21 protein-coding genes are annotated in these 21,823 nt (G+C 72.3%); 14 read left to right on the forward strand and 7 right to left on the reverse strand.

Features of this window, described 5'->3' with window-relative positions:
- The first annotated feature begins 157 nt into the window (after positions 1 to 157).
- The 4 genes from DA075_RS02855 (at position 158) to mmsB (ending at position 4,888) form a co-directional block, all read left to right on the forward strand.
- Positions 158 to 916, forward strand: a complete 759-nt coding sequence (locus tag DA075_RS02855; protein ID WP_099951919.1) for an SDR family NAD(P)-dependent oxidoreductase — start codon at positions 158 to 160, stop codon at positions 914 to 916.
- A 92-nt stretch (positions 917 to 1,008) separates the two neighbouring features.
- Positions 1,009 to 2,091: a multiple monosaccharide ABC transporter substrate-binding protein gene (chvE, locus tag DA075_RS02860; protein ID WP_099951920.1), complete on the forward strand. Its 1,083-nt coding sequence runs from the start codon at positions 1,009 to 1,011 to the stop codon at positions 2,089 to 2,091.
- Positions 2,091 to 3,677, forward strand: a complete 1,587-nt coding sequence (mmsA, locus tag DA075_RS02865; RefSeq protein WP_099951921.1) for a multiple monosaccharide ABC transporter ATP-binding protein — start codon at positions 2,091 to 2,093, stop codon at positions 3,675 to 3,677. The genes chvE and mmsA overlap by 1 nt, the downstream gene beginning before the upstream one ends.
- A 5-nt stretch (positions 3,678 to 3,682) precedes the next feature.
- Complete coding sequence (gene mmsB / locus DA075_RS02870; protein WP_099951922.1) at positions 3,683 to 4,888, forward strand: multiple monosaccharide ABC transporter permease; 1,206 nt, start codon at positions 3,683 to 3,685, stop codon at positions 4,886 to 4,888.
- 346 nt (positions 4,889 to 5,234) lie between these two features.
- Here mmsB and DA075_RS02875 read toward each other — a convergent pair whose 3' ends face one another.
- Positions 5,235 to 6,167 carry a LysR family transcriptional regulator gene (locus DA075_RS02875; RefSeq protein ID WP_099951923.1) on the reverse strand — a complete coding sequence of 311 codons (933 nt, stop codon included), beginning with the start codon at positions 6,165 to 6,167 and terminating at the stop codon, positions 5,235 to 5,237.
- 102 nt (positions 6,168 to 6,269) lie between these two features.
- On the reverse strand, positions 6,270 to 6,527 hold the full coding sequence (locus tag DA075_RS02880; protein ID WP_099951924.1) for a hypothetical protein: 258 nt from the start codon (positions 6,525 to 6,527) through the stop codon (positions 6,270 to 6,272).
- A gap of 195 nt (positions 6,528 to 6,722) precedes the next feature.
- Here DA075_RS02880 and aroQ point away from each other — a divergent pair, with 195 nt between their 5' ends.
- On the forward strand, positions 6,723 to 7,181 hold the full coding sequence (gene aroQ / locus DA075_RS02885) for a type II 3-dehydroquinate dehydratase (protein WP_099951925.1): 459 nt from the start codon (positions 6,723 to 6,725) through the stop codon (positions 7,179 to 7,181).
- Positions 7,182 to 7,343: 162 nt separating this feature from the next.
- On the opposite strand, the gene DA075_RS02890 is transcribed toward aroQ, so the two are convergent.
- From DA075_RS02890 to DA075_RS02900, 3 genes are all read right to left on the reverse strand, one after another.
- Positions 7,344 to 8,120 carry an outer membrane protein gene (locus DA075_RS02890; RefSeq protein WP_099951926.1) on the reverse strand — a complete coding sequence of 259 codons (777 nt, stop codon included), beginning with the start codon at positions 8,118 to 8,120 and terminating at the stop codon, positions 7,344 to 7,346.
- 97 nt (positions 8,121 to 8,217) lie between these two features.
- Positions 8,218 to 8,433, reverse strand: coding sequence for a hypothetical protein (locus DA075_RS02895; RefSeq protein WP_099951927.1), 216 nt, complete (start codon positions 8,431 to 8,433; stop codon positions 8,218 to 8,220).
- Positions 8,434 to 8,449: 16 nt separating this feature from the next.
- Positions 8,450 to 8,653 carry a hypothetical protein gene (locus tag DA075_RS02900; protein ID WP_099951928.1) on the reverse strand — a complete coding sequence of 68 codons (204 nt, stop codon included), beginning with the start codon at positions 8,651 to 8,653 and terminating at the stop codon, positions 8,450 to 8,452.
- Between the two features lie 146 nt (positions 8,654 to 8,799).
- Between DA075_RS02900 and DA075_RS02905 the strand changes: the two genes are divergently transcribed.
- The 3 genes from DA075_RS02905 (at position 8,800) to DA075_RS02915 (ending at position 12,367) form a co-directional block, all read left to right on the forward strand.
- Positions 8,800 to 9,657 carry a DUF6502 family protein gene (locus tag DA075_RS02905; RefSeq protein ID WP_099951929.1) on the forward strand — a complete coding sequence of 286 codons (858 nt, stop codon included), beginning with the start codon at positions 8,800 to 8,802 and terminating at the stop codon, positions 9,655 to 9,657.
- 11 nt (positions 9,658 to 9,668) lie between these two features.
- Entirely contained in the window at positions 9,669 to 11,075 is a 1,407-nt protein-coding gene (locus tag DA075_RS36360) for a DUF5666 domain-containing protein (RefSeq protein WP_099951930.1), read from the forward strand.
- A gap of 233 nt (positions 11,076 to 11,308) precedes the next feature.
- Positions 11,309 to 12,367: a lytic transglycosylase domain-containing protein gene (locus DA075_RS02915; RefSeq protein WP_099951931.1), complete on the forward strand. Its 1,059-nt coding sequence runs from the start codon at positions 11,309 to 11,311 to the stop codon at positions 12,365 to 12,367.
- A gap of 3 nt (positions 12,368 to 12,370) precedes the next feature.
- Here the strand turns inward: DA075_RS02915 and DA075_RS02920 are convergent, their stop codons facing one another.
- Together DA075_RS02920 and DA075_RS02925 are read right to left on the reverse strand one after the other, a co-directional pair.
- On the reverse strand, positions 12,371 to 13,204 hold the full coding sequence (locus DA075_RS02920; RefSeq protein ID WP_099951932.1) for a beta-keto acid cleavage family enzyme: 834 nt from the start codon (positions 13,202 to 13,204) through the stop codon (positions 12,371 to 12,373).
- 116 nt (positions 13,205 to 13,320) lie between these two features.
- Positions 13,321 to 14,127 carry a thioredoxin domain-containing protein gene (locus DA075_RS02925; RefSeq protein WP_099951933.1) on the reverse strand — a complete coding sequence of 269 codons (807 nt, stop codon included), beginning with the start codon at positions 14,125 to 14,127 and terminating at the stop codon, positions 13,321 to 13,323.
- A gap of 154 nt (positions 14,128 to 14,281) precedes the next feature.
- On the opposite strand from DA075_RS02925, the gene DA075_RS02930 reads away from it, so the two are divergent.
- From DA075_RS02930 to DA075_RS02955, 6 genes are all read left to right on the forward strand, one after another.
- Complete coding sequence (locus tag DA075_RS02930; protein ID WP_174800047.1) at positions 14,282 to 14,893, forward strand: pyridoxamine 5'-phosphate oxidase family protein; 612 nt, start codon at positions 14,282 to 14,284, stop codon at positions 14,891 to 14,893.
- Between the two features lie 135 nt (positions 14,894 to 15,028).
- Entirely contained in the window at positions 15,029 to 15,400 is a 372-nt protein-coding gene (locus tag DA075_RS02935) for a response regulator (protein ID WP_099951935.1), read from the forward strand.
- Positions 15,401 to 15,548: 148 nt separating this feature from the next.
- Positions 15,549 to 16,292 carry a YoaK family protein gene (locus tag DA075_RS02940; RefSeq protein WP_099951936.1) on the forward strand — a complete coding sequence of 248 codons (744 nt, stop codon included), beginning with the start codon at positions 15,549 to 15,551 and terminating at the stop codon, positions 16,290 to 16,292.
- A 386-nt stretch (positions 16,293 to 16,678) separates the two neighbouring features.
- A complete protein-coding gene (locus DA075_RS02945) occupies positions 16,679 to 17,368 on the forward strand; it encodes a response regulator transcription factor (protein ID WP_099956363.1) in 690 nt (229 codons plus the stop codon).
- Complete coding sequence (locus DA075_RS02950; RefSeq protein WP_099951937.1) at positions 17,365 to 18,852, forward strand: HAMP domain-containing sensor histidine kinase; 1,488 nt, start codon at positions 17,365 to 17,367, stop codon at positions 18,850 to 18,852. The genes DA075_RS02945 and DA075_RS02950 overlap by 4 nt, the downstream gene beginning before the upstream one ends.
- Positions 18,849 to 21,770 carry a bifunctional [glutamine synthetase] adenylyltransferase/[glutamine synthetase]-adenylyl-L-tyrosine phosphorylase gene (locus tag DA075_RS02955; RefSeq protein WP_099951938.1) on the forward strand — a complete coding sequence of 974 codons (2,922 nt, stop codon included), beginning with the start codon at positions 18,849 to 18,851 and terminating at the stop codon, positions 21,768 to 21,770. Before DA075_RS02950 ends, DA075_RS02955 begins: the two co-directional genes overlap by 4 nt.
- Positions 21,771 to 21,823 lie beyond the last annotated feature (53 nt).

Below are 21,823 nucleotides of genomic sequence, written 5' to 3' on the forward strand. Positions count from 1 at the left end.
TTGCGGCGCCGATTTCATCCAAGGTCGCGTCCTCCCGTCGCTTCTCGCCTCTTGCCCACGGGTCAGGATTCCGCGATAAGGGCCGGGCCATCGAAATAGTCATATTAAATGATTTTCGGTGCGTCGAGCGATCCGACGGGCTTCGAGGGAGGAAGCGTTGGCGGCAATCTATCCGGACCTTGCGGGCAAGGTCGTGGTCGTGACGGGCGGCGGCTCCGGCATCGGGGCGGAGCTGGTCCGGCACTTCGCGCGGCAGAAGGCGCAGGTCGGCTTCCTGGACATCGCGGACGAGCCCTCGCGGGCGCTGGCTTCCGAGCTGGAGGCGCAAGGCCTCGCGGTCGCCTTCGAGCATGCGGACGTCACCGACATTCCGGCGCTGAAATCCGCGATCGGCCGGGTGCGCGAGCGCTTCGGGCCGGTCGAGGTGCTGATGAACAACGCCGCCCATGACGAGCGCCACGCCACCGAGGAGGTGACGGAAGCCTATTGGGATGGCCGCATCGCGGTGAACCTCAAGCACCAGTTCTTCGCGGCCCAGGCGGTCCTGCCGGACATGAAGGCGAAGGGCGCCGGCGCGATCGTGAATTTCGGCTCGGTCTCGTGGATGATCGGGCAGGGCGGCATGGCCGCCTACACCGCCTGCAAGTCGGGGGTGATCGGGCTGACCCGCTCGCTCGCCCGGGATTTCGGGCCCTACGGCATCCGCGTGAACGCGCTGGCGCCGGGCTGGATCATGACCGAGCGCCAGCTTGCCCTCTGGGTGACGCCGGAATCCGACGCCGAGATCAACGCCCGCCAGTGCCTCAAGCGCAAGCTGGTGCCGGCGGACGTCGCCCGCTTCGCCGTCTTCCTCGCCTCGGAGGAGGCCGGCGCCTGCACCAACCAGCACTACGTCGTCGACGGCGGCTGGGTGTAACCGTCGGGGCCGGCGGACGCGCCGGCCCGCCCTTGCTTCACGAGTCCCGATCAGCCCCGCGCGACCAAGATGCGGGTTCTCCCGGAGGAAACATGAAGTCTCTCGCCGCCGTCATCGGCGGGGCCCTGGTGGCCGCCGCGATGCTCGCCTCTCCGGCACTTGCCCAGCAGAAAGGCCAAGCCCCGCAGAAAGGTAAGGTCGGGATCGCGATGCCGACGAAGTCGTCGGCGCGCTGGATCGCCGACGGCCAGGGCCTGGTCCAGGCGCTCAAGGACAAGGGTTACACCCCGGACCTGCAATATGCCGAGGACGAGATCCCGAACCAGCTGTCGCAGATTGAGAACATGATCACCACCGGCGCCAAGGTGCTGGTGATCGCGGCGATCGACGGCACCACCCTGTCCGACGTGCTGCAGCAGGCGAGCGACCGCGGCATCAAGGTCATCGCCTACGACCGCCTCATCCGCGGCTCGAAGAACGTCGATTACTACGCCACCTTCGACAACTTCCAGGTCGGCGTGCTCCAGGGCAGCTACATCGTCGACAAGCTCGGCCTGAAGGACGGCAAGGGGCCGTTCACCATCGAGCTGTTCGGCGGCTCGCCCGACGACAACAACGCCTATTTCTTCTACGACGGCGCGATGTCGGTGCTGAAGCCCTACATCGATTCCGGCAAATTGACCGTGCCGAGCAAGCAGCTCGGGATGGAGAAGGTCTCGACCCTGCGCTGGGACGGCGCGGCGGCCCAGGCGCGGATGGACAACCTGCTCTCCGCCTTCTACGGCAACAAGCGCCTCGACGCGGTCCTGTCGCCCTATGACGGCATCTCGATCGGCATCATCTCGTCGCTGAAGGGCGTCGGCTACGGCGCGTCCGACCAGCCCCTGCCGGTCATCACCGGCCAGGACGCCGAGCTGCCCTCGATCAAGTCGATCGTGCGGGGCGAGCAGAGCATGACGGTGTTCAAGGACACCCGCGAGCTCGCCAAGGTCACGAGCGACATGGTCGACGCCATCTCGACCGGCGGCCAGGTCCCGGTCAACGACACCAAGACCTACAACAACGGCGTCAAGGTGGTGCCGTCCTACCTGTTGAAGCCGGTCGCGGTCGACAAGGACAACTGGCAGAAGGCGGTGATCGACAGCGGCTACTACAAGGCCCAGCAGGTCAAGTGATGGCGGCGTCCCCGGCCCCGCGCGCGGTGCCGGCAGCATCCCCGATCCTGGAGATGCGCGGCATCACCAAGGCGTTCCCGGGCGTGAAGGCGCTCGACAACGTCAATCTCGCCGTCCGCGCCGGCGAGATCCACGCCGTCTGCGGCGAGAACGGGGCCGGGAAGTCGACCCTGATGAAGGTGCTGAGCGGGGTCTACCCCGCCGGCTCCTACGACGGCAGCATCCTGTTCGACGGGCAGGAGCGGCGCTTTTCCGGCATCCCGGACAGCGAGGCGCTCGGCATCATCATCATCCACCAGGAACTCGCCCTGGTGCCGCTCCTGTCGATCGCCGAGAACATCTTCCTCGGCAACGAGGCGGCCTCGCGCCTCGGCGTGATCGACTGGCCGGTCGTGATGAGGCGCACCCGCGACCTCCTCGCCCGGGTCGGCCTCGACGAGGCGCCCGAGACCCTGGTGACGGATCTCGGCGTCGGCAAGCAGCAGCTGGTCGAGATCGCCAAGGCGTTGTCGAAGCGGGTGCGGCTCCTCATCCTCGACGAGCCGACCGCCTCGCTCAACGAGAGCGACAGCGACGCCCTGCTCACCCTGCTGGAGACGTTTCGCGAGCAGGGCATCACCTCGATCCTGATCTCGCACAAGCTCAACGAGGTCGCCCGGGTCGCCGACAGCGTCACGATCCTGCGCGACGGCGCCAGCGTCGAGACGCTGCCGCGGGAGGCGATGCTGGGGCCGGACGGCCGCTTGAACGAGGACCGGATCATCAAGGGCATGGTCGGGCGCGACCTCGCCCACCGCTACCCGCCGCGGGAGGGCGTCGCGATCGGCGAGCCGCTCCTTGAGGTGACGGGATGGAGCGTGCGCCACCCGCTCCATCCCGACCGGCTCGCGGTGGAGGATGTGAGCCTCACCGTGCGCCGCGGCGAGGTCGTCGGCATGGCGGGCCTGCTCGGCGCCGGGCGGACCGAGTTCGCCATGAGCCTGTTCGGCGGCGCCTACGGCCAGCGCGTCGCCGGCGAGGCGCGGCTGCGGGGGGAGCCCGCCGATCTCGGCACCGTCGAGACGGCGATCGCCGCGGGCCTCGCCTACGCGACGGAGGACCGCAAGGGTTACGGCCTCGTCCTGCACGAGGACATCCGCACCAACGTCTCGCTCGCCAATCTCCCCGGCGTCTCGGCGAAGGGCGTGATCGACGAGGACCGGGAGCGCATGGTCGCCGAGCGCTACCGCGAGCGCCTGCGCATCCGCTCGTCCGGCATCGACCAGGCCACGGTGAACTTGTCGGGCGGCAACCAGCAGAAGGTCGTCTTGAGCAAGTGGCTCTTCGCCGACCCGGACGTGCTGATCCTCGACGAGCCGACCCGCGGCATCGATGTGGGCGCCAAGTACGAGATCTATGCGATCATCAACGACCTCGCCGGCCAAGGGAAAGGCGTGCTGATCATTTCCTCGGAGATGCCTGAGCTGCTCGGGATGTGCGACCGCATCCTCGTCATGAACCGGGGCCGCATCGTCGGCGAGCTTCCCGCCGCTGAGGCCTCGCAGGAGGCGATCATGCGGGCCATCGTCACCTCGGGAGGACATTAACGACAATGAGCGACACCGCCACTCCCCTCCAGGCCCCGCGCCCTTCGCCCTTGGCCGGCTTGAATGCCAAAGCCTTCGCCGGCTCGCTGCGCGATTACGGCATGATCCTGTGCCTCGTCGGCATCGTGTTCTTCTTCCAGTTCTTCACCGACGGGGCGCTCCTGCGCCCGCTCAACCTCACCAACCTAGTGCTGCAGAACAGCTACATCGTGGTGATGGCGCTGGGGATGCTGCTCGTCATCGTGGCCGGGCATATCGATCTGTCGGTCGGCTCGACCGCGGGCTTCATCGGCGCGCTCGCCGCGGTGCTGATGGTGCAGATGGGCCTGCATCCGCTGCTCGCGACGGTCCTGTGCCTCGTCGCCGGCGGGGTCATCGGCGCGGCGCAGGGGTGGTGGGTCGCGTATCTGCGCATCCCGTCCTTCATCGTCACGCTCGCCGGCATGCTGGTGTTCAAGGGCCTGACCCTGGCGCTGCTCGCCGGCCAGTCGGTCGGCCCGTTCCCGCCCGACTTCCAGAAGCTCAGCTCCGGCTTCATCCCGGACGTGGTCACCGGCGGCTCGCTGCGGATCACCTCGGTCCTCGTCGGCGTCGCGCTCGCCGTGATCCTCGTCGGCTCGAACCTGCGCCGGCGCCTCGGCCAGCAGCGCCAGGGCTTCACGCCCGAGCCGATGGGGGCCTTCGCGCTCAAGAACGCGCTCGTCGCCGCGGTCATCGTCGCCTTCAGCACCTGGCTCGCCACCTACCGGGGCCTGCCGAACGTCCTGATCGTGATGTTCGCGCTGATCCTGCTCTACCGCTTCGTCACCACCCGCACGGTGATCGGCCGGCGGGTCTACGCGCTCGGCGGCAACGAGAAGGCGGCGAAGCTCTCGGGCATCAACACCGAGCGCCTGACCTTCCTGACCTTCGTCAACATGGGCGTGCTCGCCGCCCTCGCCGGCCTGATCTTCGCCGCCCGCCTCAACACCGCGACCCCGAAGGCCGGCCTCGGCTTCGAGCTCGACGTGATCGCCGCCTGCTTCATCGGCGGCGCTTCGGCCTCGGGCGGCGTCGGCAAGGTGACGGGCGCGGTGGTCGGCGCGCTGATCATGGGCGTGATGAACAACGGCATGTCGATCCTCGGCATCGGCATCGACTACCAGCAGGTCATCAAGGGGCTGGTGCTGCTCGGGGCGGTGAGCATCGACCAGTATTACCGCAAGCGCTGAAGGATCGCGCCCGGGATGCCCGGCGCGAATCCGGTTAGAGCAGCGCCCGATCACGTTGCAATCGGGCGCTGCTCTAGTTCTTTGATTTTGCCGCATTTTCTGCGACGAACCGGTGCCCACTTCGTCGGAAAATGCTCTAGTCGCGGGGTGTTCCCCGGGGGACCGTCTCCCGGGGAGCCTCCCATGACCCCACCAAGGCCCACCCGCCGGGCATCGACGAGGACGCGATCAGCTGGCCGCGCCCGACCCCGCAGGGGCGCGACGCGCCGGAGCCCGGGGGTGAGGATGCCACCGACCCGGCCGGCGGCGCCAAGCAGGGCAGGGCGACAAGGCGGAAGGACAGGGCTCACGCCTCGCCGCCGCGCGCCCGCTCGCGCTCGGTCGCGAGGGCCGGGGCGCCGAACCACTCCGTGCGCATCGCCTCGCGCAGGAGCGCCCCGACCGCCGGGGCGTGCGGCCGGCCGCGGACGGTGACGAGGTTGACCTCGCGCCAGAATTCCGGCTCGACCAGCGGACGGGCGACCACGCCCGGATGGACCGCGCAGGAGCGCGGCATGAAGCCGAAGCCGAGCCCCGCCGCGATCATCGCCAGGATCCAGTCGTCGCGCTCGCTCCGGTAGATGGTCTCGCAATCGGTGCAGCCCTGCGCCTCCCAGATCGGGCCGGCGACGCCGCGGAACTCGCAGTTGAGCCGGTGGACGTAGTGCTGGCCGCTGAGATCCCGCGGGCTGACCGCCTCCAGGGCGGCGAGCGGGTGCCCGGCGGCCACCGCGATCACCATTGGCTCGCGGAACAGGGCGAGGTGGTGGAGCCGCGGGTCGGGCTCCCGGCCCGGCAGGCAGTAGAGCGCGACCTCCAGCGCCCCCGCCAGCAGACGCTCCTCCAGGGCCCCGGCGCTGGCATCGACGATGTCGAGCTCGAGGCCCGGGTGCCGCGCCTGGAGACCGCCGATCAGCCCGACCAGGGCGTCGGGCTGGATCGTGCACATCACCCCGAGGGTGAGGCGGGTGCGGCGCTGGCGGCCGAAGGCCCGGGCCTCGGCCTGCGCGGCTTGCGCCTTCGCGTAGACCTCCTCCAGGTAGGGCCGCACGGTGCGGCCGAGCTCGGAGAGCTGCGTGCCGGTCCGCTCGCGGTGGAACAGGGCGCCGCCCAATTCCTCCTCCAGGAAGTGGATCGCCCGGGTGAGCGAGGGCTGGGTGACGTTGCAGGCCTGGGCCGCGCGGGTGAAGTTGTGCTCCTCGCACAGGGCCAGGAAGTAGCGGACCTGGTGCATCTCCATCGTCGCCCTCCGCGGGGTGCGAGGCCGCGAACCGAAGGCCCCGGCATCGGGGACGGGCGCGAGGCTACCACCGCGGGAGCGTGTCGGAAACGTGGCGGCCCGTCAGCACCACGGGCAGGACGGCCAGGCCGGCGGGTCGGAGGGCCGCGCCGGCGCGGTCACGCCGGTCTGCACGGACGGAACCCGCCGCGGTGCCGCGCGACGAGGGGTGTCGGTGCCGCTGTAGCGCGGGAGGGTGGGCATCGTGGTCACGACGGCCGCTCCCTGGCCGTCGGGATGCAGGAGGGACTGGGTCCAGGCCTGGGCGGGACTGGTCGAGACGGCGGCGAGCACGGCACCGGCGAGGAGAAGGCTGCGCATCGGACGGATCCTCTTGTCGGGAGGCGGGACGGGACGCCCCGCTGTCTGTCCGGGATCATCGCCGCGGCAGGGGCCCGCCGGCCAATGCCGTTCGCCTATCGTGGCGATGCCGTCCGGCTCTGGCGGGACGGTTGACGCGGGCCGGCGGAGCGGCGCCTAAAGCGGTGTCTCGCCCCCGCGCCACGGAGTCCCGCCATGAGCCCTGCACCGAGCCGCCTCGTCTACGTGCTGAACGGCCCGAACCTGAACCTGCTCGGCAAGCGCCAGCCGCACATCTACGGCAGCGAGACGCTGGCCGACGTCGAGGCCTCCTGCCGGGCGCTCGCCGGCGAGCTGGGCCTGGAGATCCGCTTCCACCAGTCGAACCGCGAATACGAGATCATCGACTGGATCCACGAGGCGCGCGAGACCGCCGGCGGCCTCGTCATCAACCCGGCCGCCTTCACCCACACCTCGGTGGCGATCCTCGACGCGCTCAACGCCTTCGACGCGCCGGTGATCGAGGTGCACATCTCGAACGTCCACAAGCGCGAGGCCTTCCGCCATCACTCCTACGTCTCGCTGCGCGCCGACGGGGTGATCGCGGGCCTGGGCACGCAGGGCTACGGGCTGGCCTTGCGCCGCCTGGCGCAGCTGATCGACGCGAAAGGGTGACGCGAAAGGGTGACGCGCTGGGGCGTTCGGACCACGACGAGGACCTTCGCCGATGACCGGGAGCCCTTGCGCTTCAGGATCCATGGCGATGGGAAAGCACGTGGACCGGAGGCGGTCGCCCGCCTCCGGTCCTCTCGAACGTCCTGATGCTGGGGGCGATGATCAGTCCGTCGAGAACCGGTAGTTCAGGCCGGCACGCACCACGCCGAACTCCGCCTTGGGCTTGCCGAGACCGTAATAGGCGCTGGTGGCGGTGTCGTAGACGAGGCCGCCGCTGCCGCCGTTGCGCTCCAGGCTGACGTAGAGCGCCTCGATCCGGGCGCTCAGGCGCTCGGTGATGGCGTATTCGACGCCGCCGCCGGCGGTCCAGCCGGTGCGGAAGCTTCCGGGCAGGGTGCCGGTGTAAGTCGAGGCGTTGGCCGGCATGCCGCCGCCGCCATAGGCGAAGCCGCCGGTGCCGTAGACCAGGAAGCGGTCGAAAGCGTAGCCGATCCGGCCGCGCACCGTGCCGAACCAGTCGAGGGTCGGGCCGATATCGGTGAACGTGGTGGTGCCGACGAGCCCGCTCCGGGCCCGCCCGAAGGTGGTGCCCTGGATGTCGGCCTCGGCGCCGAGCACGAAGCCGGAACCCGGCGTGAACTGGTAATTGTAGCCGATCTGGCCGCCGCCCACGAAGGCGGCGTCGCGGCTGCCCGGGCTCACCGTGCCGTAGGTGGCATCCGTGAAGGTGCCGCCCCCGCCGCCGAAGCCGGCGCCCGCATTCACGCCGGCATAGAACCCGGTCCAGGTGAAGACCGGGACGGGGGTGAAGGCCGGCGGCGGGGCGACGCGGCGCGGCAGGTCGGCGGCGGAGGCGGGCGCCGCCACGACACCTGTGAGGAGGGCGGCCGTCAGGGCGAGCGCACCGGCAAGGCCGGGCGCTTCGGTCGTTCTGGTCATCGTGGATGCCGTTGGTTGTCTTCGGGGGTGAGCCGGGGCGGCGGACCGTCCGGGCTGTCAGGTCTCGGCCGGTGTCGCGCCGGCGGTCCGAACCGGATCAGAGGTTCTGGACGATGCAGATCGCCTGGAGGGCGACCAGCAGGATCGCACCGCCGATGACGAGGCAGAGGGCGGCGACGACCAGCGCCTCGCCGCCATCAGACGGGTCGCGCCGGGAGCGGAGGGCGGGGCGGTCCTCGTCGATCTCCGGGGCCGGGAAGGCCCGCCCGAGGGGAGCGGGGTGGGGGCGGCCGCTGCGCAGGGCCTCGAGCATGGGACGAACTCCTGGGTCAGCGGACGGGGGACACCGCCGGGGCGGGGTGAGCGAGGTCGGCCAGGGTCGCCGCCGCCACCGGCATCCCCAGCCCCGCGATCACCGCGAGTCCGCGCACCAGCATCGCCACGGGCAGCCGCGACGGGAGCCGGCGCCGCGCGACGGTCTGGAGCCGGAGCGGCTCGGCGGAGGGACAGAGGAGGGGAAGCGGGTGGGCCATCGGGGTTCCTGTGGCGGCTGACGGCGTGGGAAATCTGACCACGTCCAATTCTCTATGTGGGCAAAATTCCCACGTCAACCGGAAAACGCGGGGCGACCGGCTGTCGTGGGATTGTGTCCCACGGCGTCTCGGCTACAACGATCGTGATGTCAGAGCCGACCCCGAGACTGGCCCCCGATGCGGGCGCCCTGCAGGCCCCGCTGGCCCGCCTGCTGCGCCCGCTGGTGCGCCTGTTCGTGCGCAGCGGGATCACCTTCCCGGCGCTGACCGACCTCTTGCGCGAGCTCTACGTGAACGTCGCCGAGTACGACTTCGCGCTGCCCGGCAAGGACCAGACCGACAGCCGGGTGAGCCTGCTCACCGGCATCCACCGCAAGGAGGTGCGCCGCCTGCGCGGCGCCGGCGCGCCGGTGAGCGCGGTGCCGGCGGCGGTCTCGCGCACCAGCCGCATCATCGCCCGCTGGGTCGCCGCGCCCGACTTCACCGAGGCCGATGGCCGGCCCAAGCCCCTGAAGCGGGCGGCCGAGACCGGTCCATCGTTCGAGAGCCTGGTCGCCTCGGTGACCCGGGACCTGCGCCCGCGGGCGGTGCTCGACGAGTGGCTCGACCGCGGCCTCGTGACCCTCGACGCCGAGGAGCGCATCGTGCTCGCCGAGGCCGCCTTCGTGCCGAGCGGCGGCGGCAGCCAGCAGCTCTACTATTTCGGCCGCAACCTCCACGACCACATCGCCGCCGCGGTCACCAACATCCTGGAGGAGAAGCCGCGTTTCTTCGAGCGCGCCGTGCATTATGACGGGCTGTCGCCCGAGCTGGCGCGGCGGCTCGAGGGGCGGGCGCGGGAGATCGCCATGGAGGCGCTGCAGCAGGCCAACCGCGAGGCGCACGCGGCCTGCGAGACCGATCCGGGCGGAGACGCGCGCTGGAATTTTGGCATCTACATCTATGCCGAGGAGGCGCCGCAGGCCGGGCCCGAAGCCACGCGCCGACCCGGGCCCAAGGCGTGAGGGAGCCGCCCGTGCGACGTGCCCCATCCGTCACCCGGCGCGGCCTGCTGCGCCTCCTCTCCGGCGCGGGCTGGCTCGCGGTCGCGGACCCCGCCGGTGCGGCCGGCGACAAGATCCTCGATCAGGGGATCGGCGGCACCGGCATCCGGCCCGGGCCCGACGACGAGGGCGACCGCGGCATCGGCGGCACCGGCGTCGTCGGCACCATCCGGGGCTTCGGCAGCATCATCGTCAACGACCTGCGCATCGCCTACCCGGCCGACGTGCCGGTGACGGTCGATGGCCGCCCGGCCCGCGTCGAGGACCTGCGGGTCGGCCAGGTGGTCCGTACGCTGGCGCTGCCGGGGGAGGGCGGGCTGTCCACCGCCGGCATCGCGGTGATCCACGAGGTGGTCGGCCCGGTGCAGCGCGTGGAGGCGGACCGGCTGACGGTGCTGGGCCAGTCGGTCGCCACCGCCGGGCTGCCGCCCGAGATGCCGCGGCCGCGTGTCGGCGAGCGGGTCGCGGTGAGCGGCCTGCGCCGGCCCGACGGGAGCATCGCGGCGAGCCGGATCGATCCGGCCGGTCCCGGCCCGGACCTCGTCGCCGGCCCGGTGAGGCGCGGGCCCGGCGGCGCCCTGCGGATCGGCAACCTGCCGCTGGCCGGCCTCGACCCGGCGCTCGCCGGCGGGCGGGCGGTGGCGGAAGGGAACCTCGCCGGTGCCCGGCTCGCCGTGGCGCGGGCGACGGCGGCGGCCGAGCCGTTCGGCGCGGAGGTGCGGCGCCTGTCGATCGAGGCCTACGTGACCCGCGAGGGCGGGGGCTTACGCACCGGCGCCGGCTACGCGGTGTCCGGCCGGGGCGGGCTCGTGCCGGCCGGCGGCGGGCTCGCGATCCTCGACGGCCGCGCCGGCCGCGGGGGCCGGCTCGACCTCGACGGCGTGCGGCTCAAGCCCGACCCGGCCGGACGCGACGGGACAAGCGGGCAGGGCGGCCCGGGCGGCGGCGGCCGGAACGGCCCGGGACAGAACGGGCCGGGACGGAACGGGCCAAGTCACAACGGGCCAAGTCACAACGGGCCAAGTCACAACGGGCCGAGTCACAACGGGCCAAGTCACAACGGGCAGGGTCACGGGGGCCGGGATGGACCGCCGGGCGGCCCGGGCGGAGGGCCGGGTCCGTCGAACCGGTCCTTCGGCCCGGGCGGAGAAGGACCGTTCGGCGGTCAGGGCCGCGGCGAGATCGACCCGCGGCTGCCGGCAGCGGAGGGGACGGGCCGTTTCGGCGGTCCGGGCGGGCAAGGCGGCTTCGGCGGCCCGGGCGGCTTCGGCGGGCCCGGAGGGTTCGGCGGTCAGGGCGGCGTCGGTGGTCCCGGCGGGTTCGGCCGGCCGGGCGGCGAGGGACCCGGCGGGTTCGGCGGGGGCGGCGGGCGGCGCTGAGGCGAATCAGCCGAATCGCCGGACGTCGCGACCCCATCGGCGAGCCCGAAAAAGCTTTGCCGTTGTGTCCGGGCCGCCACACCGCACTGCGAAACCGGGGGATCTCACGGCTGAGTTAACGGCCAAGTCCGGGTCCGGAACGGCCAAGTCTCTTTCCCGCCGCATTTGAACCGGAGCAGGATGGGCCTCCCCGTCGGTGCGGCCACGCACCGGCTCCCTCCAGCAGGTCCTGCATGCGCAAGCGCCTCCTCATCGCCGTCGCCGTCGCGGCGCCGCTCCCGGCCACGGCGCAGGTGAGCCCTGCCCGCGACAACATCGACGCGCTGATCGAGGCGCATGCCAAGGCCAACGGCGTCCCGGCGAGCTTCATCCACCGGGTGGTGAAACGGGAGAGCGGCTACAATCCCCGCGCGGTCGGCCGCGGCGGGGCCCTGGGGCTGATGCAGATCAAGCACGGCACCGCCCGGGCGCTGGGCTATAGCGGCCCGGCCTCCGGCCTGCTCGACGCCAAGGTCAACCTGACCTACGGCGTCGCCTATCTGGCCGGCGCCTACAAGACCGCGCATGGCAACGAGGCCCAGGCCTACAGCTACTACGCCCGCGGCTACTACTACGCCGCCAAGCGGGCCGGCATCCGCACCGACGTGGCGGAGCTCGAGGCGCCGCCGGTCCGGGAGCTGCCCACCAACCCGCTCAACAGGTTCCTCGGCAGCGTCTTCGGCAGCCGCCAGACGGCCGCCGCCACGACCGCCTCCGCCGATCCGTCGGTCGCCGCCCTGTCGAGCGCCGTCGCCCAGCCCGCAGCGGCGCCGCCAGTTCAGCTTCCGCCGCCCGGCGCCCCGCAAACCCTTGCGGCATACCAGCCGGCCGCCGCGCAGATCCAGGCGCAAGAGGCCGCCGCGCAGGCGTCGGCCCAGGCCGCCGCCGATCCGGTCGTCACCGTGCCGCTGCCGCCGGTCCGCCCGGCCTCCCTGGCGTTCCACGCCGCCCCGTCCGCCGGTCCGGCCCTCGCCTATGCGGACGGCGCCGCCACCCTGCCGTTCCCGACCTCAGGCCAGACGGTCAGCCTCGCCGCGGCGGCTCCCGCCCCGGCCGCCCCATCGGCCGCGGCGACCGCGGTCGCCTCCCTGGATCCGGCCGCCGTGCCGGCCGAGCCCGAGGCCGGCCCCAAGGTCCCGCTGCCGCCGCGCCGCCCGGTCGAGTTCCGTCACTTCGTCATGCGCAAACCCGCGCCGCCGGTGCCCCAGACCGCCGCTGCGCTTCCCGAACCGGCCGCCGCGGTCAGCCAGTAGGCCTCACGCCTCCCCGGCGAACAGAGCCCGCGCCTGGGCCGGCGTCGCGACGGCGATCCCGATCGCGCGGGCGAGCGCCGCGAGGCTGGCGACCTGCGCGGCGTTGTCCGGCGCCAGGCTGCCATCCGGCCGCCAGAGGTTGTTCTCGAACCCGACCCGGGCATGCCCGCCGAGCGCCGCCGCGGCGATCAGGCAAGCCGCCTCCCGCGGCCCGAAGGCGCAGAGCGCCCAGGGCAGGTCCAGGTGGTGCTCGGAATTCCAGGTGGTCAGGAACGGCAGCAGGTCGGCAGGGTCCGAGCGCTGGCCGACCGCGTAGCGGCCGAGCACGAACAGCACGCTCGCCCGTTCGAGCGGGATCAGTCCCCGCGCCGACAAGCCCTGGAAGCGGGCGACGTCGCCCGCATCGTACAGGATGTGCTGCACCAGGACCCCCGCCCGTGCCTGCTCGGCCAGGAAGGCGGCGGCGGCGCCCTCGTCCTCCGGTTCGGCGAAGAGCTCGCGGAGCGCGACCGAGAACGCCTCGGGCTTGAGCGCCCGCATCGCCGCCATCTGCTCAGCCGGTCTGTAGAGGCCGACCGCCTCGGTGGTGACCTGGCAGATCATCTCCGGACCCGCCTCCCGGCGCACCGCCGCGAGCGCCGCCCGGTAACGGTCGAGGTCGAGGGTATGGCGCTGCTCGGCATCGCGCACGTGCAGGTGGATCATCGCGGCGCCGGCCTCGCGGCAGCGGGCGGCGTCCAGGCCGATCTCCCGCGGGTCGATCGGCAGGGCCGGGTGATCGGCCTTGGTGCGGCGGGCGCCGTTCGGCGCCACGGTGATGACGAGGGGGGATGCCATCGGTCTCTCGGTTCTCCGCGCTCGTCCCGGTCACGGCCGTCGGGGCTACCCGCTTCGGCACCGTCTCACTCTGCACCGCCCGCGCGGCGCCGCCCAGACGGGCCGCCCCGGCTTCGTCACGTCGGATGGTCCCCGCGCGAGCGCTGGTGCAGGGCCAGCACCAGGAGCCCGATGCCCGCGACCGTGACGAGGCCGGACACCGTGAGGATGCGGCGGATCAGGGGCGTATAGACCCCGGTCTGCGGGTCGTAGCCGTAGCAGAGCAGGATCAGCCGGTCGCCGACGCCGCCGATCCGACCCTCGCCGGCCTCGACCAGGGCGAGGCGCAGGTCGCGGGCGGTCATGGCCAGCGGCGACAGCGCCCGGGCGACCCGGCCGTCGCCGGTGAGGACCAGGGCGCCGGCCGGGTGGGCATAGGAATCGGTGTCCCGGTCGTAGGCGTAGGCGTAGCCGACCGCCTGCGTCACCGCCTCGACCGGCCCCGGCGACCCGGTGAGCACCGCGGCGCTGGCGAGGAGCGGCCCCTGGCCGAGCTGCTCCGCCACCATGGCGCGGGCGGTGGCGGCGTCCGCGCGCGGATTGAAGCCGAGCGTCACCAGCCGGTAATCCGTGCCCGGCGCGAGGCCGGTCGCGGCGAGCGCCGTCCCGGCGACGGCGAGCATCGGGTCGCAGACGTTGCGGCAGGCATAGTCGACGGGCATCAGCAGCGCAGGACGCCCGGAGAGCACGTCGCCGAGCGTCAGGCGCCGGCCGTCGGCACTGTCCGTGAAGGCGGCGTCGAGCGGCGCCCGCGCCCCCGGCGGCGGCGCCAGGCCGACGCCGGAGAGATCCTTCGATGTCAGCCCCGCCGCGGCCGGCTGGCCGAGGAGGCAGAGCAGGACCGCGAGGCCGAAGCGGGACGGCGTGATGCCGGAAACTCTCATCGCTTGCGTCGACCGCCCGGAACCCGCACCTTCGCCATCAAATAGGGCGGCCGCAGGCGTCACCGGCATCGCGGACAAGACGCCGCAGCGGGCAGGGCGCGACGTGCGGGCAGAGGGCGATAGGCGGGAAGGCAGCGACATGGAAGGCAGCGACATGGACGAGATTCGCGACGCGGTCACCTTGCGCGACCATATGGGCCCGGTCAGCCGCCTCGCCGAGGGCAAGGTGCAGCCCCGGCTCGACCGGCATGCCCGCGCCTTCATCGCGCTCTCGCCGTTCCTGGTGGTCGCCACCGCCGACGAGGAGGGACGCGCCGATGCGAGCCCGCGGGGCGACGCGCCGGGCTTCGTCCAGGTGCTCGACGACGCCACCCTGCTGATCCCCGACCGGCGCGGCAACAACCGCGCCGACAGTTTCGGCAACCTGCTGGCGGCGCCGGGCATCGGCCTGATCTTCCTCGTGCCGGGCCTCACCGAGACCCTGCGGGTCAACGGCACCGCCCGCCTCACCACCGATCCCGCCCTGCTGGCGCCCCTCGCCGCCCAGGGCAAGGTGCCGACCACCGGGCTCGTCGTCACGGCGCGGGAGGTCTTCTTCCATTGCGGCAAGGCGGTGATGCGGGCGCGGCTGTGGGACCCCGCGGCCCAGGTGCCGCGCGAGAGCTTCCCGAGCCTCGGCCGCGTGCTCGCCGAGCAGACCGGCGCGATCGGCGTCGCCGAGGCCGAGCGGCTGATGGACGAATCCTACCGGACGCGGCTCTACTGAGGAGTATCGTGTTCTAGTTGTTTTCAGAAATAAACAAACTTAAGGTTGCTCACACGACGGAACCCGTCGCATCGTGCTAGTGTATGGTCGGGTGGCGCCCGTGCGGGAAGCGCCGGCCAAGGCGAGGATCAGCCGATGAAAGGACAGGAGAGGCCCGATCCCCTTCGGGTTCTCGTGGTCGAGGACGAGTATTTCATCGCCGACGACATCTCGCGGGCGCTGATCCGGCACGGCGCCGAGGTGATCGGCCCGGTGCCGACGCTCCAGGAGGCCCGGACCCTCATGGTGTCGCATTCCATCGATCTCGCGGTCCTGGACATCAACCTGCGGGGCGAGCTCGTCTATCCGCTGGTCGCCGAGCTGAGCCGACGCGGCGTGCCGGTGGTCTTCGCCACCGGCTACGATACCGCGGCGATCCCGGCCGATTACGGTGCGATCCCGGCCTGGTCCAAGCCTTTCGACTACAACGCTCTTGCCGACGTGCTGCCCGGCCTGCGCCGCGCCTGAGAAAAATCTCCGTCCATCTTGCGACAGCGATCGGCCGCGACATCGGGTGACGCTGTGTTCCGACGCACTGCAGCGGAACCGTCACGCTCGCACCCTGTTCTGCATCGGAGCGGTTTCTGCCCCGACGGCAGCACAGGAGAAAGGCTGAATGGCATCAGAGAAGGACACGAAGGCCTTTCCGGCCGCCGCGAACACCCGGGTTCCGTTCGCGCTGGCCCTGTCGGCTCTGGCCGGCTGCGCGGACGCGATCGGGTTCCTCGAATTCTCGCAGCTGTTCATGTCGTTCATGAGCGGCAACACCACCCGCCTCGGCGCGGCGGTCAGCCTGGGCGAATGGGGCAACGTCACCCGCGTCGGCAGCACCATCGCGCTGTTCTGCTTCGGCGCCTTCCTGGGCACGCTGATTGCCGCCGCCGTCGGCTACTGGCGGCTCGCGGTGCTGCTCGGCCTTCAGGCGCTCCTGCTCTGCGTCGGCCTGGTCATGCCGCGCGGCCCCGAGGAGTTCCCGCTCCACGCCTACCCGATCGTGCTGGCGCTCGGCATGCAGAACGCCGTCCTGCAGGACGAGGAGGGCCGCAGCCTGGCGCTCACCTACGTCACCGGCGCGGTGGTGCGCTTCGGCACCGGCCTCGCCAACCTGCTGCTGGGCCATCCCTCCCCGTCCTTCTGGATCCAGGCGCCGCTCTGGGCCGCCCTGACGCTCGGGGCGATCAGCGGCGGCCTGCTGCACGGTCTCTATGGCGAGCGCGCCTTCCTGGTGCCGGCGGTCGTCGCGGCCTTGCTGGCGGCGATCGCCCTGGCGATGACGCTGATCCACGGCGACGGGCCGCTGGTCTCCGGCACCAAGTCGCCGGCGCCGGACGCCGCCGCCACGGCTCCGCCGGTAGTGTGACGCGAACCCGGAGCGGGGATTCCGCTCCGGCAAAGATTACGCATCGTTCATGGGGCGGAGACACCCGCGTAAGCTGGAGGCGTCCATAACGGCAGGGTCGCCGGACGCGGTGCCGCCCTCATCCCCCCGGGCGGTGCCGCGCTCCAAGGCCCCGAGGGCCGGGGCGCCGGGTCCTCATCGTCGCCCCCCAGACGACCCGGTGCACCGTGCCACGGCAGGCCGAGCCTCCCGCTCGGCCTGCCGCCCCCGGCGGCGATGCCCCGGCGTGCCGCGCTCCCACCCCCCGGAGCGGCACGCCGGGCGGGGCCGGCCCGGGGTCTTTCAAGGGCGCCAGGACCCGGATCGAGAACTCCCGCGCGCCGGGGATCTGGCCTACAATGCCCGACATGCGCCTTCTGATCATCGAGGACGACCGCGAAGCGTCCAGCTACCTCTCCAAGGCCTTCCGCGAGGCCGGCCACGTCGCCGATACCGCCGATGACGGGCTCGACGGCTACGCGCTGGCGCGCGAGGGGACTTACGACGTGCTGGTGGTCGACCGGATGCTGCCGAAGCTCGACGGCCTGTCGCTGATCCGCTCGCTGCGCGAGCAGGGCGTCGACACGCCGGTCCTGATCCTCTCGGCGCTCGGCCAGGTCGACGACCGGGTGAAGGGCCTCAAGGCCGGGGGCGACGATTACCTGCCCAAGCCCTACGCCTTCTCCGAGCTGATGGCCCGGATCGAGGTGCTGGCCCGCCGGCGCGGCGGCGGCCCGGCGACCGAGGTGACGAGCTACCGCGTCGGCGACCTCGAACTCGACCGGCTGTCGCACCGGGTCACCCGGGCCGGCCAGGAGATCCCGCTCCAGCCGCGGGAGTTCCGCCTGCTCGAATACCTGATGCGCCATGCCGGCCAGGTCGTCACCCGCACGATGCTGCTCGAGCACGTCTGGGACTACCATTTCGATCCGCAGACCAACGTCATCGACGTCCACGTCTCCCGCCTGCGCGCCAAGGTCGACAAGGGCTTCGACCGCCCGATGATCCACACCGTGCGGGGCGCCGGCTACATGGTCCGCGCCGGCGGCGAGGCGTGAGCGTCCGGAATCCAGGCCCTCTCGGCGCAGGCCCTCTCGGCGCGAGCGCGCCCGACGGCGTGCTGGCCCGTCTCGGCGCGCTGTTTCGCACCACCGCGTTCAAGCTCTCGCTCGCCTACCTCCTGATCTTCGCTGCCTTCGCGTTCTTCGCCCTGGGCTACGTCGCCTGGAACGCGCGGCGAGTCCTCGACGACCAGATCGTCTCGACCATCGAGGCCGAGATCAACGGCCTGTCCGACCAATACGCGTCCGGCGGCATCCGCCGCCTCGTCGGCGTCGTCGAGCGGCGCTCGCGCGAGCCCGGCGCCTCGCTCTACCTCGTCACCACCCCGGCCGGCGAGCACGTCGTCGGCAATGTCGAGGCGCTGCCCCCGGGCGTGCTCGCCGCGCCGGGCCAGACCGAGACGGCCTATGGCCGCGGCACCGACGGCGACCGCCTCGACCACCGGGCGATCGTGCGCATCTTCACCCTGCCGGGGGGCTTCCGCCTGCTCGTCGGCCGCGACGTCGAGGAGCGCGACCGCCTGCGGGCGGTGATCGGGCGGGCCTTCGCCTGGTCGCTGATGCTGGTCGTCGGCCTCGGCTTCCTCGGCAGCTGGTTCATCGCCCAGCGCGTCCTGAAGCGCGTCGACCACATGACCGAGATCACCCGCGGCATCATGGCGGGCGACCTCGACGGGCGGCTGACGCTCGCCGGCAACGGCGACGAGCTCGACCGGCTGGCGAGCAACCTCAACGCGATGCTCGACCGCATCGGCGAGCTGATGCGCGGCATGCGCGAGGTCTCGGACAACATCGCCCACGACCTCAAGACCCCGCTCACCCGCCTGCGCAACAAGGCCGACGCGGCTCTGCGCGAGGGCGACGACCCGGATTCCTTGCGGGCGGCGCTGGAAGCCAACATCGAGGAGAGCGACAACCTGATCCGGGTGTTCAACGCGCTTCTGATGATCGCGCGGCTCGAGGCCGGCAATGCCCGCGAGGGGCTGGCGGATTTCGATGCCGGGGCGGTCGCCCTCGAGGTCGCGGAGTTGTACGAAGCGGTGGCGGAGGAACGCGGCGTCGCCTTGCGGGCCGAGGTCGAGGACGGCCTGGTGCTGCATGGCAGCCGCGAATTGATCGGACAGGCGATGGCGAACCTGATCGACAACGCCCTGAAATACGGGCAAAAAACCGGCATTGCCACCGAGGGGCCAATGGTCCGCGTCGCGGCGCGGCGGGAGAATGGCAGCGTGGTGCTCACCGTGGCCGACCGGGGCGAGGGCATCCCGGAGGCCGAGCGCGGCCGGGTGCTGGAGCGCTTCGTGCGGCTCGAGACGGCCCGCACGCGGCCGGGCTTCGGGCTGGGCTTGAGCCTCGTCAACGCCGTCGCGCGCCTGCACCAGGGCACCTTCACCTTGGAGGACAACGCGCCGGGCCTGCGCGCCACCTTGCGCCTGCCGGCCCTGCCGCGCGATCAGGCCGTCCGGGAGAGTGCCGCGTGACCGGGCCGCTCGCCGCGCGCCTGACCCGGGCGCCCCGCCTCGCCGAGCCGGACCGGGCGCAGGCGCGCCTCTCCGATCTCCTTGCCGAGGCCCCCGACCTCGCGCCGCTCCTGGCCGAGGGCGGACCGGCCCGCGACCTCCTCCTCGGCCTTGCCGACCATTCGCCGTTTCTGTGGGGCCTCGCCGCCCGCGACCCCGCGCGGCTCGCCGGCCTGCTGGAGCGCCCGCCGGAAGACTCCAACGCCGCGATCCTGGCCGACCAGCGGGGGGCCGGCCGTGCCGGCCCGACGGGGCCCGCCGGCAGCGACGTCGCCCAAAAGCTTCGCCGCAACCGCGCCGCCCACGCGCTGCTGGTGGCGCTCGCCGATATCGGCGGGGTCTGGTCCCTGGAGCAGGTGACGGCGGCCCTGTCCGATTTCGCCGATGCCTCGGTGAGCGCCGCGGTCGACGCGGCCTTGGTCCAGGCCGCCGGCACCGGCCGCTTCCTCCCGCCCGATCCGATCAATCCGCAGGCGGGATCGGGCCTGATCGTGCTCGGCATGGGCAAGCTCGGGGCCGGCGAGCTGAACTATTCGAGCGACGTCGACCTGATCGTGCTGTTCGACCCCGACGCCGCTCCCTTGCGCCCGGGCGTCGAGGCGACGCCGTTCTTCAGCCGGATCGCGCAGGCGGTCGCTAAGCTCCTGCAGGAGCGCACCGCCGACGGCTACGTCCACCGGGTCGATTACCGCCTGCGGCCCGATCCCGGCTCGACCCCGACCGCCCTGTCGCTGCCCTCCGCCTACACCTATTACGAGACGGTAGGCCAGAACTGGGAGCGCGCCGCCTTCATCAAGGCCCGGCCGGTCGCCGGCGACCTTGACCTCGCGGATTCGTTCCTCGCCGAGCTGCGGCCGTTCATCTGGCGAAAATACTTCGATTTCGCCTCGATCGCCGACGTGCACGCGATGAAGCGGCAGATCCACGCCGTGCGAGGCCACGGTGCCATCGCGGTGGCCGGTCACGACATCAAGCTCGGGCGCGGCGGCATCCGGGAGGTCGAGTTCTTCGTCCAGACCCAGCAGCTCGTCTTCGGCGGGCGCCGCCCGTCCTTGCGCGGCCGGCGCACGCTGGAGATGCTGGCCGCCCTGCACGACGAGGGCTGGATCACCCCGGAGGCCCGCGACGAGCTCTCCGACGCCTACCGCTTCCTGCGGACCGTCGAGCACCGGTTGCAGATGGTGGCCGACGAGCAGACCCAGCGCCTGCCGGACGAGCCCGTGAAGCTCGCGCGCTTCTCCCGCTTCCTCGGCTTTTCCGACGCCGCCGCCTTCGGCGAGGCGCTGACCGCCGAGGCGCGACGGGTGCAGGGGCATTACGCCCTGCTGTTCGAGGCCGAGCCGGACCTCGCGGCGGAGGTGGGCGACCTCGTCTTCACCGGGGCCGAGGACGATCCCGAGACGCTCGCCACCTTGCGCCGCCTCGGCTTCCGGGCGCCGGAGCGGGCGACCGAGACGGTGCGGGGCTGGCATTTCGGCCGCCGCCCGGCGGTGACCAGCCCGCGGGCCCGCGAGGTCCTGACCGAGCTGGTCCCGGCCCTGATCCAGGCGCTGGCCGGCACCGGCGACCCGGACGGGGCGCTCGCCGCCCTCGACCGCGCCTTCGGGCGGATGCCGGCGGCGGTCGAGCTTCTCACCATCCTGCGCTCGCACGAGCGCCTGCGGCTGCTCTTCGCCGACCTTCTCGGCACCGTACCGCGGCTCGCCGACACGGTGGCGTTCAGCCCGCACGTCCTCGACGCGGTGATCGACCCGGCCTTCGTGGCGCCGGTGACCGAGGCGAAGGCCCTCGCCGAGCAGTTCCGCACCGGCCTCGGCCGGCCCCGCGACCTCGAAGACTTTCTCGACCGCAGCCGCGACGCCGCCCGGCAGCTGCGCTTCGTCGCCGGCGCCCGGCTTCTCTCGGGCATCCTGCCGCCCGCCGGCGCCGGCCGGGCCTATGCGGGCATCGCCGAGGCCACCGTCGTGGCTGCGCTCGAGGCCGTGGAGGCCGCCTTCGCGGAGGAGCACGGAAGGGTGCCGGGCGGCCGCTTCGCGGTGTTGGGCCTCGGACGCCTCGGCTCGTGCCAGCTGACGGCCGATTCCGACCTCGACCTCGTGGTCCTGTACGATTTCGACCCGGAGCGGCGCGAGAGCGACGGCAAGCGTGCCCTCGACGCAGCGGTCTACTACAACCGCCTGACCCAGCGCCTCGTCGCGGCGCTGACCGTGCCGACCCGGCGCGGCCGGCTCTACGAGGTGGACCTGCGCCTGCGTCCGAGCGGCGGCCAGGGGCCGATCGCCAACCAGTGGCAGCGCTTCTCGGCCTATTGGCGCGAGGAGGCGGCCCTGTGGGAGCACATGGCGCTGACCCGGGCCCGCCCCATCGCGGGCGAGGCGAGCCTGAGGGCGGAGGCCGATGCGACCGCCGCCTCGGTCCTGCGCCAGCCGCGTGACCCGGGCGTGGTCGCCGGGGAGGTGCGGGCGATGCGCGCCCTGATCGCGCGCGAGAAGGGCGATCATGGTCCCCTCGACATGAAGCTCGCCCCCGGCGGCCTTCTCGACCTCGACTTCCTAGGCCAGGCTCTCGTCCTGTCCCACGCGAGCGCCCATCCCGACCTTGTCGGCCTCGACGCGCCGGGGGTGCTGGAGCGCGCAGGCGCCCACGGCCTCATCGAGGCCGGGATGGCGGGCCGCCTCGTCACGGCCTACCGGCTCCTCGACGACGTCCATCACTGGCAGCGCCTGATGGTCGAGGGCGATTTCGGCCGTACCGCTCCGCCGGCGGCCCGCGCCCGCCTCGCGGCGGCGCTCGGCCAGCCCGACGAGGCGGCGCTGACGGCGCAGCTCACGGAGACCCGGGCCGGGGTGCAGGAGTCGTTCGCGGCGATCCTGGGCTAAGCAGGCTTCGCAATGGCGGTTGCCGGTTCGGCGACGAAAATCTGCGATAAAAC

It is taken from the genome of Methylobacterium currus (assembly GCF_003058325.1).
GTDB classification, from domain to species: Bacteria; Pseudomonadota; Alphaproteobacteria; order Rhizobiales; family Beijerinckiaceae; genus Methylobacterium; species Methylobacterium currus.